We start from the raw sequence: 13,685 nt of genomic DNA, 5'->3' as shown, positions 1-13,685 counted from the left end.
TGTAAGGTATTTCGGTGAATATTCAGGCTCTTCTCTCAGAAAAGGTTAGCCAGGCCCTGATTGCGGCAGGCGCGCCTGCCGATTGCGAACCGCAGGTTCGTCAGTCAGCAAAAGTACAGTTCGGCGACTATCAGGCTAATGGCGTGATGGCGGTTGCGAAAAAACTGGGCATGGCGCCGCGACAACTGGCAGAGCAGGTCCTGTCTCACCTCGACCTTACCGGTATCGCCAGTAAAGTTGAAATCGCAGGCCCGGGGTTTATCAATATTTTCCTCGACCCGGCATTCCTGGCTGAGCACATCAACCATGCGCTGGCCTCCGATCGTCTGGGCATTACCCAGCCTGCACCGCAAACCATCGTGGTGGACTACTCTGCGCCTAACGTCGCAAAAGAGATGCACGTAGGTCACCTGCGCTCAACCATCATCGGTGATGCCTCCGTGCGTACGCTTGAACTGCTGGGCCATAAAGTGATCCGCGCAAACCACGTCGGTGACTGGGGTACCCAGTTCGGCATGCTGATCGCGTGGCTGGAAAAACAGCAGCAGGAAAACGCTGGTGAAATGGAACTGGCTGACCTCGAAGGTTTCTATCGCGATGCGAAAAAACACTACGACGAAGACGAAGCGTTTGCCGAGCGCGCACGTAGCTACGTGGTGAAATTGCAGAGCGGCGATGAGTATTTCCGCGAGATGTGGCGCAAGCTGGTCGATATCACTATGACCCAGAACCAGATCACTTATAACCGTCTGAACGTCACTCTGACGCGTGACGACGTCATGGGTGAAAGCCTTTACAACCCGATGCTGCCGGGCGTGGTTGCTGACCTCAAAGCGAAAGGCATGGCCGTTGAGAGCGAAGGCGCAACCGTGGTGTTCCTTGACGAGTTCAAGAACAAAGAAGGTGAGCCTATGGGCGTCATTATCCAGAAAAAGGATGGCGGCTACCTCTACACCACCACCGATATCGCCTGCGCAAAATACCGTTATGAAACTCTGCACGCCGACCGTGTGCTGTACTACATCGACTCCCGTCAGCATCAGCACCTGATGCAGGCGTGGACCATCGTGCGCAAAGCCGGTTACGTGCCGGAATCCGTACCGCTGGAACACCACATGTTCGGTATGATGCTGGGCAAAGACGGCAAGCCGTTCAAAACCCGCGCCGGCGGCACCGTGAAACTTGCTGATCTGCTGGACGAAGCGCTGGAACGCGCCCGTCGCCTGGTCGCCGAGAAGAACCCGGATATGCCGGCCGATGAGCTGGAAAAACTGGCCAATGCGGTTGGTATCGGCGCGGTGAAATATGCGGATCTCTCTAAAAACCGTACCACCGATTACATCTTCGACTGGGACAACATGCTGGCGTTTGAAGGTAATACTGCGCCATATATGCAGTATGCCTACACCCGTGTGCTTTCCGTGTTCCGCAAAGCGGGCCTCGAAGAGAGCGAACTGCTGAACGCAACGGTTGAGATTAAAGAAGATCGTGAAGCCCAGTTGGCTGCGCGCCTGCTGCAATTCGAAGAAACCCTGAACGTGGTCGCTCGCGAAGGCACGCCGCACGTGATGTGTGCCTACCTGTACGATCTGGCCGGTCTGTTCTCTGGCTTCTACGAGCATTGCCCGATCCTGAGCGCAGAAAGCGAATCTATTCGCAACAGCCGTCTGAAACTGGCGCTGCTGACGGCGAAAACGCTGAAAACCGGTCTGGATACCTTGGGTATTGAGACGGTAGAGCGAATGTAAAAACCTATTACCCCGGCGGGCCTAAGCACGCCGGGGTAATTCTTAGCATATAATGAACAATTCACTTTTCAGATTAACCTTCATATTTCCATCAACACGTTAATTATAATTATTATTTATATAATAAACCCTCCCTTCATTTCTAATGAATCATTCTTTAATACACCCAGAACTGGAACAATAAAGTAAAATCGGAACTGTCTTGTATTAAGAAACAGGGCTAGAATACCCGCGTAAATTAACCGGCAGGACTAATGCTTCACCTTAAAATCTGAAGCCTGTTGCAGATCAAATTACAGCGAGTTGATTTCAATATTATGCATCGTCACGGACTTATTTCCGCACTGGTAATGCTGAGCGGTATTTCCCTTTCTGTATGTGCGGATGATGGAGACTGTTTTCATTACAATGATGTCGTTACCCTTAGTGGTGTTGTCCAATCCCAAACCTTTTTTGGTCCTCCAGGATATGGTGAAACGCCTGATATCGACAGGCGTGATGTTCAGGATGTTCTTTTGCTCGATGAACCGATTTACACAACCGCCAGTTCGGAAGGCGGCGCAGAGAGTAATGAAACCGAAATCACGTTGGAAGCACAAAGCCGTGAAGGCAACGTCTCACAGATGCTGGCGGGAAAACATATTACCGTCACGGGCCTTATCCAACATACGCCGATCGCTGAGGGGACAAATCTCATTCTGTCCTCATATCAAATCACAAATAACGTCTCTTTGAACGACACGCAGAAACGTGACGCACTGACACAGTTTAAACGCTTCCAGCAGGCATTAAAGAACGGAGACGTTGCTGGAGTGAAATCATTCATCACGTTTCCGCTAAAATGGGATACAGAAATTCCATGGTTAAAAGAAGGGACTCCTGCCCCAGGGGAAATCACTGATGAGGATTTTACTCAACATTTTCCTGACATCGTTCAGTTACTCAATCCCATTACTCATATTGAGACGGATTTGCAAAGATTGACCCTGAAAGAGTATCGAATCAGCGGGTTATCTGCTGAAGCGCAAAAAAAAGAATATTACCCGGCAGATAACGACGATGAGGATAACGATCTTTACTATTATCTGGAGGGTGACCAAAAACATTTTGTAAAAGGTGTTTGTGACAAAGTCAGCGGTGCCTTCTTTTCTGGTGATAGTCTTCAGGTGATGATAGGCACCTCGCCGAATAAGCAAGTACCAGGGTTGTATGAGGTCTGCGATTACCAACCTTATATTCTGTCATTTGGCTTAACACAAAATCAGCTGAAAATTTTAGATGTCTCAGGTGCGGGTTAATATGCAGAAACCCGGCATTCGCCGGGTTTCTTTTTTGGCGGGGGCGCTGCGCTTGCCCGTCCTACCGTTCTCCAGTAATAATTCTCAGGTAGATGATGTATAGCCAGCACGGGCTTATTCTTTAAAGCCCCCCTTATAATACAAATTACATCATATTTTATCCATTTAACAATTAACTCATTCCACTCATCAATATATTGTTAACATTCCCACATATACAAACGGATTTTATTTCTCTTTCGATTTAATCAAAGTATAATTATCATCCCCATTTCAGAGTGGAATGAAAAATGTTAACTCTAAATGAAATAAACTCATTTCGTGCAAACGCCAGATATACTCGTTATCAATGTATTAAACTTTCTCCCCCAAAATTCATGAAGCCTTCCCCCTCCTGCCTCCGATTAATGAAGTCTTATGAACAGTTACGCACGCAGCCTTATGACGATCAAACAGGAAGGTCAGTAATTAATTACTGCTCAGGCGCAACCATAGGATATGGACATTTAATAAAAGACAGAAATGAATTCGAAAAATATAGACAAGGAATTAATGAATCCACCGCTGATTCGCTCTTTGAGAGCGACCTATACAAATATATACATGGCGTCAGGACAGATGTGTTGGTAGATCTGACACAAAATGAATTTGATGCATTAGTAATAATGGCTTTCAACATTGGGAAAAATGCTTTTAAACATTCAACAGTATTGGAAATAATTAATGGTAGAAATACAAAAAACCTCCGTGACGCCTGGAATCAGTTTCGCTATTCTCAGGGAAAAGTGATGAAAGGACTCATCAATCGGCGTGCATGTGAAATGAATGTTTTCTTTGATGGAGTGTATAAAAAAATATGAAAATATTAGCAATTATGCTCCTGCCATTATTCTCATCTTTTTTATATGCAAGCGAACCTTATTACAAGGTTTTCGAAAATAAGTCTTTGATTATTGTTTTGGAATCTCAATGCTCACCTTGCGATCTGGCCTGTGATAAAATCCATTATCAACTCTTTGATAAAGAAAACAATGCATCTTTTACTGGATCTGCAATTTCATTATCGACATCTCCAACCCATAATTTTAGAGGATATCAGATAGATAATGGTAATACGATCTATAGAATTACAGAATCGGATTCAGAAGACACCTGGGATGTGTCTATCAATACCAAAACAGATAAAGAAAAAACAATTCAAATAACTGCTATTTTTAACAATGGTACTTGTTGAAACCTTTTTAATCGGGGATACATATTCATGTATCCCCATGACCATCAAAAATACTTACGCAAATACTCCGTCAAACACAGAATCGCCATCGCCTGGCCGTAAGGCATAGAGGTCAGCGGGATCTCGCGATAAAAATCGAGATTAGAACCCATTCCGGTGCCAAATGAGGTTTGCAGCAGTTCCCCTTCCGGCGAGATGTGTTTCACAATCCCTTTAATCGCTTTTTCCGCCACTTCCGCATACTCCGCCCCAACGTAGCGCTTACGCACAGCTTTGAGGATCCCGTAGGCAAATCCCGCTGTTGCAGAGGCTTCAAGATAAGAGTTTGGATCGTCGAGCAGCGTATGCCACAGGCCGCTTTCATCCTGGCATTTCGCCAGCGCGGCAATCTGCGCATTCAGTACCTGCACCAGATACCGACGTACGGCGTTGTTTTCCGGCAGATCCACCAGTTCCAGGAAGTCCGGGATCACAATCGTTAACCAGCTATTGCCGCGCGCCCAGCGAGCATTGGCAAAGTTATGCTGACCGTCGTAGGTCCAGCCGTGGAACCACAACCCGGTCTCCCGGTCCATCAGGTTCTGTACGTGCAGCAGGAACTGATAGACCGCCTCTTCAATATATTCCGGGCGATTGAGCAGTTTGCCAATTTTCGCCAGCGGCAGTACGGTCATCATCAGCGTGTCATCCCACATCTGCTGATGGTTTTCCTCCGCCAGCGTAATGTGCTGCATGCCGCCGTGACTGGTTCGCGGCATTTCGTTCATCGCCCACTCAGCCCAGCTATCGAGCCACGGCAGATACGCGGGGTTACCCGTCTCTTCGTAGCGATACGCCAGCGTCAGGAACGGCGCCATGGTGTTGACGTTTTTGGTGGTTGCGCCCTCGGCGAAGCGATCGGCGAACCAGTTGTCGATGATGTCACGCATCGCCACATCGCCGGTCTGCTGGAAGTACTGGTGAATACCGTACAGGCCGACGCCGTGCGTCCACTCCCAACCCGCCCAGCCTTTGGTATCAATCACGCGGCCATCGTCGAGGCGCAGCAGGAACTGACCGGTTTCATCCTTAATGTTGACCAGATTGTTGGTCACCGTCTGGATCAAACCCTTAAGTTCTTCCCGAGAGATAAAACGCTCCGGTTGACGTAATAATGCGCTGTGTTTTACCGGCCAAACTTTCATATCCATTAACCTCTGTGATAAGTCGAATTCAATGTGACACCCTGCTTAAGCGATGGCGCAGCAGGTTTGTTACGATTCAGATAACCAATATTGTTGTTGCCCCACAGGGATTCATACGGCATCCCTGCCAGCATTTCGACCGTGGCACGGGCAGCCGGAGTGATGCTTTCCGGCATCGCGCGTCCAGACTCACGCATCTTCGCGGTCTCTTCACGCAGTACACTGTGCGTTTTCAGATTCAGTTTGAAACGCAGGGAGACCAGGAAGCCGCAGGCCAGTACCAGAATGGTGCCGAAACTTAGGATCATCAGGATGGTGTGGCTCACTTCCGGCGGCTGAACTTTTTGCCCGGAGACGAAACCCGACATCTGCATGATGATCCCCACCATCATCACCGCGCCCGCCTGAGATGCTTTACGCGTCAGGGTCATGATGCCCGCAAAGATACCTTCACGGCGCTGACCGGTAATCACTTCATCAACGTCAGAAATGTAGGTGTAAGTGTTCCACGGTACATAGTTGATACCGCCGCGCCCCAGACCGGCGATGGCTGAAATCAGCAGCAACAGGGAATAGACATCGCTCATGCCCGCGTAATAAAGCATCGCGTAGGAGAGTGAACCGAGGCCAAACAGTACCACCACCATGCGGTAAGACGGCGCGGGCCCGAAGCGGATGCACAGCGGGATCATGGCGATAACCGCAATAAACTGGAAGATGGCCATGGTGCCCAGCAGATTAGAGGCCATAGAGGCTTCCTGCATTAGCACGAAGACCACGTAGTAGGTAAACACCGCGTTAAAGACGTCCTGCGCGATATAGCCACCGAGGTACATCCCAAGGTGTTGGCGGAAAATTTTAATCCGCAGCGTGGAGGTCAGTTCGGTAATCAAACGGCTCATGCTCTGCGCAAACGTCAGGTGCTTTTTCTCTTCTTCCGCACGCAGGGCCGCTTCCGTCCACTCCTCACGCGGGCGCTCCCAGGTGAAGAACCAGACAAAGGTCAGCATCATCGCGCACAGCACCGAGAAGACCAGACTTGCGTAGAAGAAGGAGATGGCGTTGTCTTTACCGAAGGTTGTCAACAGAATACCTGGCAGGAAAGAGGCCAGAATCGCCGACATCTGCGCCATAGAAATACGCGCGCCGGAGAACTTGGTTTTTTGTTTGAAGTCGTCGGTCATTTCCGGCACCAGTGTTTCATACGGCACCAGAATCATGGTGTAGACGATATCGAAGATCAGATACGTCAGTAGGTAATACCAGAAGCCCATGTCTCCGACCCACATGAAGGAGTAGCTGAAGACGCAGGGAATGCCGAGCAGAATAAAGAACTTACGGCGGCCAAAGCGTTTACCAAGCCAGGTCGAACCAAAATTATCGGTTAAGAAGCCCATCAGCGGGCTGACAACGGCATCAAGTACGCGTGCCGTCGCAAAAATAAACGTGGCTTCAATCGGCGTTAAGCCGCAGAAGGTAGTGTAGAAGTAGAGCAGCCAGGCTGCGGTTAACGCAGTAGTGCCTGCGCCGAGAAAATCCCCTGACCCGTAAGCAAGGTAATTAGCCAAACCTATTTTTCGTGTTTTCATCGCCGTGGATCCTGTGTTTTTTAAGGCCCCTCTCAGAAGACAAGAGAGGACTGACACGGCTACAGTAAAATCATGCAAAGCTTGATACCTTTTCATTATTGCCAGCGGAATCCATTCACTGGCAAAAACGCAAAGAGTGGTGGCACGTGCTTCACTGATTTATAAAACAACGTTTCTTTTCAATCAAAAGAAGGGACCAGAAATGCGAGGCGCGCTACAGATTAACGCGGCATCCGGCGAAAGAAAATACAACTAGCGGTAATTGGTAATCACCTCATAACGGCGGATCTTCAACGCCGGAACCAGCCTGCCGCCCCCCGGCACTTGCCAGATAAAACGCAGTGATTCCCCGGCGGATAGGCTACTGAACGCGCGCGTCGTTCCGCTCTGTCCGTCCAGCTCAACACAGCGTACAGAGGAACATAAACGTGTTTGTAACCCGGCGGGCGTCGGGCCGATAAGCTCGTAGCGCCACGCCACCAGCGTCATTTTACCCGTCACCGGCCCAGTCGCGCTCAGCGGCAAAGATGATGCCGCCTCACCGCGATAATTCAGCGTCATTCCCGCGCGGCTGGCCTGCCAGGCGCCCTCTCCCGCCGCGTGGACGGTGAGGGGAAAACACAATAACAGCAAATACTTCATCATCATTTACCGCCAATCGTCGCGGTCATGCGGATGTTACGGTTGTCCGAAAGTTCCAGGCTGGAGAGCACCACCAGTTGCGGCAGGCTACGGCGTAAGAAGCGCGACAACAGCGGACGCAGAGCATGATTCACCAGTAGCACCGGCGGCGCGCCGAGCATCTCCTGACGCGCCAGCGCCTCCTGGGTTTGCGCCAGTAATCGGTCCGCCAGCCCCGGCTCCAGCCCGCCTCCGCTCTGCAAGGCCTGCAACAACAACCTTTCCAGCGGCGCATCCAGGCCAATCACCTGCACTTCATCGCTGCCAGGGAACCAGCGCTGAGTGATGGCCCGGCCCAGCGCCACGCGCACCACCGCCGTCAGTTCGTTCGGATCGTGCTGCACCGGCGCGTGTTCTGCCAGCGTCTCCAGAATGGTACGCATATCGCGAATCGGCACTTTCTCATCAAGCAGATTTTGCAGCACTTTATGCAGCGTGGTGAGCGTGACCACGCCCGGCACCAGATCCTCCGTCAGTTTTGGCATCTCCTGAGTGACGCGATCCAGCAGTTGCTGCGCTTCCTGACGCCCAAACAGCTCAGCAGAGTGTTGGCTTATCAAATGGTTAAGATGTGTGGCGACGACGGTACTGGCCTCCACCACCGTAAAGCCCTGAATTTGCGCCTGCTCTTTTAACGCATTCTCAATCCAAATCGCTGCCAGCCCAAACGCCGGATCGACCGTCACTTCGCCGGGCAATGTACCCGCTGCCGTACCGGGGTTAATCGCCAGCCAGCGCCCTGGATAGGCTTCACCGCTGCCAATCTCTACGCCTTTGAGCAAAATGCGATAGCGCGCAGGCGGCAGATCCATATTGTCGCGGATGTGCACCACCGGCGGCAGGAAGCCCATTTCCTGGGCGAATTTTTTACGAATGCTGCGAATACGCCCCAGCAGTTCGCCGTCCTGCTGGAAATCCACCATCGGGATCAGGCGATAACCGACCTCCATGCCCAGCGTATCTTCCAGTTGTACGTCATTCCAGGTAGCCTCGACCGCCTGCGTGTTCTCCACGGGTTTGGTTTGTGGTGTCGGTTCCGGGGTTTTCATTTCACGCCCGCGCAGCCACCAGGCGAGCCCGAGCAGCGCGGCGGTAAACAGCAGGAAGACAAAGTTTGGCATCCCTGGCACCAGCCCAAGCAGGCCCAGCACGGCGGCACTGAGCATCATCACGCGCGGGTTACTGAATAGCTGGCCGACCATCTGCTGACCCACATCCTGCTCGGTGCTGACGCGGGTGACAATAACCCCCGCAGCGGTAGAGATAACCAGCGCCGGGATCTGCGCCACCAGGCCGTCGCCGATAGTTAGCAGCGTGTAGGATTCCGCCGCTTTGCCCATCGGCAGCCCGTGCTGTAATACCCCCACCAGCAGGCCACCGATGATGTTTATCACCATTATCAGGATCCCGGCGATGGCATCGCCGCGCACAAACTTACTCGCGCCGTCCATCGAGCCGTAAAAATCGGCCTCCTGCGTCACTTCGGTACGGCGCTTTTTGGCCTCGTCTTCGCCGATGATCCCGGCGTTGAGATCCGCATCAATCGCCATCTGTTTGCCGGGCATGCCGTCCAGCACAAAGCGCGCGCCCACTTCGGCAATACGCCCGGCACCTTTGGTGATCACCATAAAGTTGATAATCACCAGGATGATGAACACCACGATACCGATAGCAAAGTTACCGCCGACGAGGAAGTGGCCGAAGGCTTCCACCACCTTCCCCGCCGCCGCGCCGCCGGTATGCCCTTCCATCAGGATGATACGGGTTGATGCCACGTTGAGCGCCAGACGCAGCAGCGTCGTGAACAGCAGAATGGTGGGGAAGGCTGCAAACTCCAGCGTCCGCTGGGTGAACATCGCCACCAGCAGCACCATAATCGACAGCGCGATGTTGAAGGTGAACAACAGGTCGAGAACGAATGCGGGCAGCGGCAGCACCATCATCGACAAAATCAGCAGAATAAGCACCGGCCCGGCGAGAACCTGCCACTGGGTCGATTTAAAATTGTCGGGCAGACGCAGCATTGCAGCCAGATTAGCCATCAGAGTCCTTCTCATTCAAAAAATCCAGCGCCTCGGGCACCGGCAGGTTATCAGGTTTTTTCGGCGGCGTTCCGCCCGCCAGACGCCAGCGTTTTAGCTGCCATACCCAGGCAAGCACTTCCGCCACCGCGGCATACAGTTGGCCGGGAATTTGCTGCCCCACTTCCGCGTGGCGATACAGCGCGCGCGCCAGCGGTGGAGCTTCCAGCATCGGCACGCGATTTTCTTCGCCCAGTTCACGAATGCGCAGCGCCACCAGCCCGGCACCTTTTGCCACCACGCGCGGGGCGCTCATTTTGTTTTCGTCATACTGCAACGCCACCGAATAGTGGGTCGGGTTATTGACGATGACATCCGCCTTCGGGACATCCGCCATCATGCGTCGACGCGCCGCCGCGCGCTGCATCTGGCGAATACGCCCCTTCACGTGCGGGTCACCTTCGCTCTGTTTGAATTCATCGCGAATGTCCTGGCGCGACATGCGCAGCTTTTTCAGGTGGCTGTAGATCTGCCAGAAGACGTCAAACCCCACCATCGGGATAATCGCCAGCACCACCAGCAGGGCGCAAAAACCGACCATATTCAGTGCGTTGCCCATCGCCACCAGCGGGGATTCACTGATAAGGCGCATCATGTCCGGCCAGTGCAGCCACAAGAACAGCCCGGCCATGCTGCCCATCAGCAGCGATTTCATCACCGCTTTCATCAGTTCCGCTGCCGTTTGCGCCGAGAACATGCGCTTTATCCCCGGCAGCGGGTTAAGTTTGTCAAGTTTGAACGCCAGCGATTTGGTGCTGAATACCAGCCCACCGAGCATGACCGGGGCCACCAGCGCCACCACCACCACGCCGACAATCAGCGGCATCAGTGCCAGCATCGCCTCTTTCAGCAGCAGGATTATCTGCCCCAGAATGAGGTTGGGATCGTTGATAATCGAATGATCAAAACGCAGGCCGGAGGAGAGCAAGCTGGCTAAACGCCGGGCGAGCGACTCCCCGCCAAGCCAGATGACGCAGACGCCCACCAGCAGGATCAACAGCGAGGTTAATTCGCGGGAACGCGGAATTTGCCCCTCTTCCCTGGCTTTCTCTAACCGTTGGGGTGTGGGGTCTTCTGTTTTGTCGTCGTTTTCTTCTGACACGCGGTGGCTCTCACAGACTCATCCACGGTCATTATTACGCGAGGGGAAAAGAACAATCGGAGGAAAAGCGGCGTAAAACGGAGGGAACTCCCCCGTTTACGCCGCAGGCGTTACGCCAGCAGATAGGTAAAGGTATAACGACCCGAGCCGAGCGCCGTACGCATACCCTCGGAGCTGCTCATGAACGTGATGCCGTCATCGTGCAACACACGCTGCGCGCCATCCAGCACCACATCCGCGCGGGTGTTCGGTGGAATGACCACCGAGAGCGTCAGCATCTTCTCGCCGTCGCGCTGCCAGTGCACGCCAATTTCCCCGTAGTTCGACCGATACGTTGCCTTCAGCCAGCGAAGGTCGCCCCCCGGCAGCGGGCGCAGGTGAATACGCTTAAAGCCGGGTTCGTTTTCGTCCGGGTTGATGCCCGCCGCCGCGCGATACAGCCATTCGCCAATCGCGCCATAGGCGTAGTGGTTGAAGGAGTTCATGTCCGGGCTCCACATGCTACCGTCTGGTTTAATGCCATCCCAGTGTTCCCAGATAGTCGTCGCTCCGGCATGTACCTGGTAGAGCCATGAAGGGAAGTCCTCTTTCAGCAGCAGTTGCCAGGCAGCCTGAGTTTGGCCATTTTCGCTCAGCGCGTGACAAAAGTACGGCGTGCCGACAAAGCCGGTCACCAGGTGCCCACCGTTCTCTTCCAGCAGTTGCAGCAGCGTTTGTACCGTGCGTTCGCGAAACGCGGCGGGCACAAGGTCAAAATAGAGCGCGAGGATATGCGCCGTTTGGGTACGTGCTGCCAGACGCCCGGTCGGGGTGAAAAACTCCTGCTGGAAGCGCGCAACAATCGCCTCATGCAGCGCCGAATACTCAGCATAATCGGCCTCGTTGCCCAATGCCTGCGCCGCGCGGGCAAACAGTTTTGTCGATAGCGCATAGTAGGCCATGCAGGTCAACTCGTTCGGCGTTGCGCCAAAATAGCTGCCCTCTTTCGCATCCAGCGCCACCCAATCGCCAAATTGCAGGCGATAGCTCCACAAATGATCTACCGCGTGCGCGCGCATAAAATCGACCCACGCTTTCATGCTGTCGTACTGCTGGCGCAGAATGGCTTTATCGCCATACATCAGATACAGCGTCCACGGGTTAATCACCGCCGCATCGGCCCAGGCCGCGGCAGAGTGCGTCCGTCCGTGCGACAGAAAACGGTCGTTATCGCACTTCCCGGTCAGAATATCCGGTACCACGTGCGGCACGCCGCCCTCTTCCGTTTGGTCATATTTCAGGTCGAGCAGCCACTTGCTGAAGAAATTACGCGTCTGCATCAGGTAGCTGGCGGTGCGGCAGAAAATTTGCGCGTCCCCGGTCCAGCCCAGCCTTTCATCGCGCTGCGGGCAGTCGGTAGGCACATCAACAAAATTGCCTTTCAATCCCCAGACGATGTTGTGGTGTAACTGGTTAAGGTCATTCCGCGAGGTTTCCAGCGAGCCGGTAGGCTGCATGGCGGAATGCAGAACAGCCGCATGGAAGTCGTCACATACCGGCGTTCCCGGCCACGCGTCGATACGAACGTAGCGAAAACCCTGAAAAGTGAAATGCGGATGATAGTGTTCATCTTCGCCACCGCGCAGGGTGTACTCCACGCACTGTTTGGCGGTGCGCAGGTTGTCGAGATAGACATTGCCGTCGGCGTCCAGCACCTCAAAATGGCGCAGCACCACTTTCTGCCCGCGCTCACCGCGCACGCTGAAATTGACCCAGCCGCTCAGGTTCTGGCCGAAATCAAGCACGGTATCGCCCTGCGGCGTCGTGATTATCTCTTTCGGGCGCAGGTATTCAATGGCCTGTACCGCGCAGGACGTTTGCGGCGTCAGTATCGATTTATCCGTCTCGGGAAAGGTGACTTCACGCCACAGTCGCGAACTGAATCCCGGTTGACTCCAGCCAGCCTGCTCCAGTCGCGCGTCGTAGATTTCACCATCATAAAGTTCGGAGAATAAAATCGGCGCATCGGAGGCCCGCCACTGATTATCGGTGGCGATAATAACTTCCCGTCCATCACGATAGCGCACCACCACCTGACTTATAAACGCCGTTTGTTCGCCATAATAGTTGCGATAACGGTTAAAGCTCATATCGCCTTTGTACCAGCCTGCGCCTACCATCGCCCCCAGCGCATTTTCACCCGGTTGCAGCAGCGAAGTGACGTCATAGGTTTGGTAGCGCAGATGATGGTGATAGCTGGTCCAGCCAGGCGTTAGCTCATCCTGGCCGACACGCTGCCCGTTGAGGTACATCTGATACAGCCCCAGCGCGCTGGCGTGCGCCACCGCCGACACAATCTCGCCTTCCGGTAGCGTAAATTCCCGGCGCAGCAGCGTACCTTTGGAATTCTCTTTATCAGCGGGCGTTTCCGCCGAAATAAATATCGCCTGCCACTGCGCTGCCGGTAAGCCCGTGATAAACCGTGCGGCTGAGCTCCAGTCACTTGCATTCCCCTGGTTATCGCGAACTTTTACCCGCACGACGTAGTGCGCCGATGGCGTTAACGTCAAAGCAGGCAGCGTAATATTCGCTGATTCCGCGCTCTGCACTACGCCGCTGTCATAACATAGTGACGTGAAATCTTCGCCCTGCGCGATTTGCACCTGCCATGCGGTTTGCTCAACGTTGCGCTGGTCGCTGGCGATAATCCATCCCAGCACCGGCAGCGTCTCGACGCCTGACAGGGTTGATTCATAATCTAAAGTGATTCTTTCTACCGCTAACATAAT

At 53.4% G+C, this 13,685-nt stretch carries 10 protein-coding genes; 4 read left to right on the top strand and 6 right to left on the bottom strand.

The genetic code is table 11. From position 1 onward, the window contains the following. Positions 1 to 14 precede the first annotated feature (14 nt). The 4 genes from argS (at position 15) to G163CM_RS03980 (ending at position 4,280) form a co-directional block, all read left to right on the top strand. Positions 15 to 1,748, top strand: a complete 1,734-nt coding sequence (gene argS / locus G163CM_RS03995; protein ID WP_231826995.1) for an arginine--tRNA ligase — start codon at positions 15 to 17, stop codon at positions 1,746 to 1,748. Positions 1,749 to 2,029: 281 nt separating this feature from the next. Then, positions 2,030 to 3,046, top strand: coding sequence for a hypothetical protein (locus tag G163CM_RS03990; protein ID WP_231826994.1), 1,017 nt, complete (start codon positions 2,030 to 2,032; stop codon positions 3,044 to 3,046). 290 nt (positions 3,047 to 3,336) lie between these two features. Then, entirely contained in the window at positions 3,337 to 3,906 is a 570-nt protein-coding gene (locus G163CM_RS03985; protein WP_231826993.1) for a lysozyme, read from the top strand. Beyond that, positions 3,903 to 4,280 carry a hypothetical protein gene (locus G163CM_RS03980; RefSeq protein ID WP_231826992.1) on the top strand — a complete coding sequence of 126 codons (378 nt, stop codon included), beginning with the start codon at positions 3,903 to 3,905 and terminating at the stop codon, positions 4,278 to 4,280. Before G163CM_RS03985 ends, G163CM_RS03980 begins: the two co-directional genes overlap by 4 nt. A 44-nt stretch (positions 4,281 to 4,324) precedes the next feature. Here G163CM_RS03980 and bglB read toward each other — a convergent pair whose 3' ends face one another. The 6 genes from bglB to G163CM_RS03950 form a co-directional block, all read right to left on the bottom strand. Beyond that, complete coding sequence (gene bglB, locus G163CM_RS03975) at positions 4,325 to 5,464, bottom strand: beta-galactosidase BglB (protein WP_231826991.1); 1,140 nt, start codon at positions 5,462 to 5,464, stop codon at positions 4,325 to 4,327. A 5-nt stretch (positions 5,465 to 5,469) separates the two neighbouring features. Beyond that, on the bottom strand, positions 5,470 to 7,053 hold the full coding sequence (locus G163CM_RS03970; RefSeq protein ID WP_231826990.1) for an MFS transporter: 1,584 nt from the start codon (positions 7,051 to 7,053) through the stop codon (positions 5,470 to 5,472). Positions 7,054 to 7,305: 252 nt separating this feature from the next. After that, on the bottom strand, positions 7,306 to 7,698 hold the full coding sequence (gene flhE / locus G163CM_RS03965) for a flagellar protein FlhE (RefSeq protein ID WP_231828328.1): 393 nt from the start codon (positions 7,696 to 7,698) through the stop codon (positions 7,306 to 7,308). Further along, positions 7,698 to 9,776 carry a flagellar biosynthesis protein FlhA gene (gene flhA / locus G163CM_RS03960; RefSeq protein ID WP_231826989.1) on the bottom strand — a complete coding sequence of 693 codons (2,079 nt, stop codon included), beginning with the start codon at positions 9,774 to 9,776 and terminating at the stop codon, positions 7,698 to 7,700. The genes flhE and flhA overlap by 1 nt, the downstream gene beginning before the upstream one ends. Next, a complete protein-coding gene (flhB, locus tag G163CM_RS03955) occupies positions 9,769 to 10,917 on the bottom strand; it encodes a flagellar biosynthesis protein FlhB (protein WP_015964003.1) in 1,149 nt (382 codons plus the stop codon). Before flhB ends, flhA begins: the two co-directional genes overlap by 8 nt. Positions 10,918 to 11,027: 110 nt before the next feature. Next, positions 11,028 to 13,682, bottom strand: a complete 2,655-nt coding sequence (locus G163CM_RS03950; protein WP_231826988.1) for a glycoside hydrolase family 78 protein — start codon at positions 13,680 to 13,682, stop codon at positions 11,028 to 11,030. Between the last annotated feature and the right edge of the window lie 3 nt (positions 13,683 to 13,685).

The sequence above is a fragment of the Pseudocitrobacter corydidari genome, assembly GCF_021172065.1.
GTDB classification, from domain to species: domain Bacteria; phylum Pseudomonadota; class Gammaproteobacteria; order Enterobacterales; family Enterobacteriaceae; genus Pseudocitrobacter; species Pseudocitrobacter corydidari.
Note: the sequence above shows the minus strand (reverse complement) of the source record. Positions and strands in the feature narration are given on the sequence as shown.

Coding starts and splice junctions, on each gene's coding strand:
- G163CM_RS03985 (WP_231826993.1), top strand. CDS start 3,337: ATGTTAACTCTAAATGAAATAAACTCATTTCGTGCAAACGCCAGATAT.
- bglB (WP_231826991.1), bottom strand. CDS start 5,464: ATGAAAGTTTGGCCGGTAAAACACAGCGCATTATTACGTCAACCGGAG.
- flhE (WP_231828328.1), bottom strand. CDS start 7,698: ATGATGAAGTATTTGCTGTTATTGTGTTTTCCCCTCACCGTCCACGCG.
- flhA (WP_231826989.1), bottom strand. CDS start 9,776: ATGGCTAATCTGGCTGCAATGCTGCGTCTGCCCGACAATTTTAAATCG.
- G163CM_RS03950 (WP_231826988.1), bottom strand. CDS start 13,682: ATGTTAGCGGTAGAAAGAATCACTTTAGATTATGAATCAACCCTGTCA.
- G163CM_RS03970 (WP_231826990.1), bottom strand. CDS start 7,053: ATGAAAACACGAAAAATAGGTTTGGCTAATTACCTTGCTTACGGGTCA.
- G163CM_RS03980 (WP_231826992.1), top strand. CDS start 3,903: ATGAAAATATTAGCAATTATGCTCCTGCCATTATTCTCATCTTTTTTA.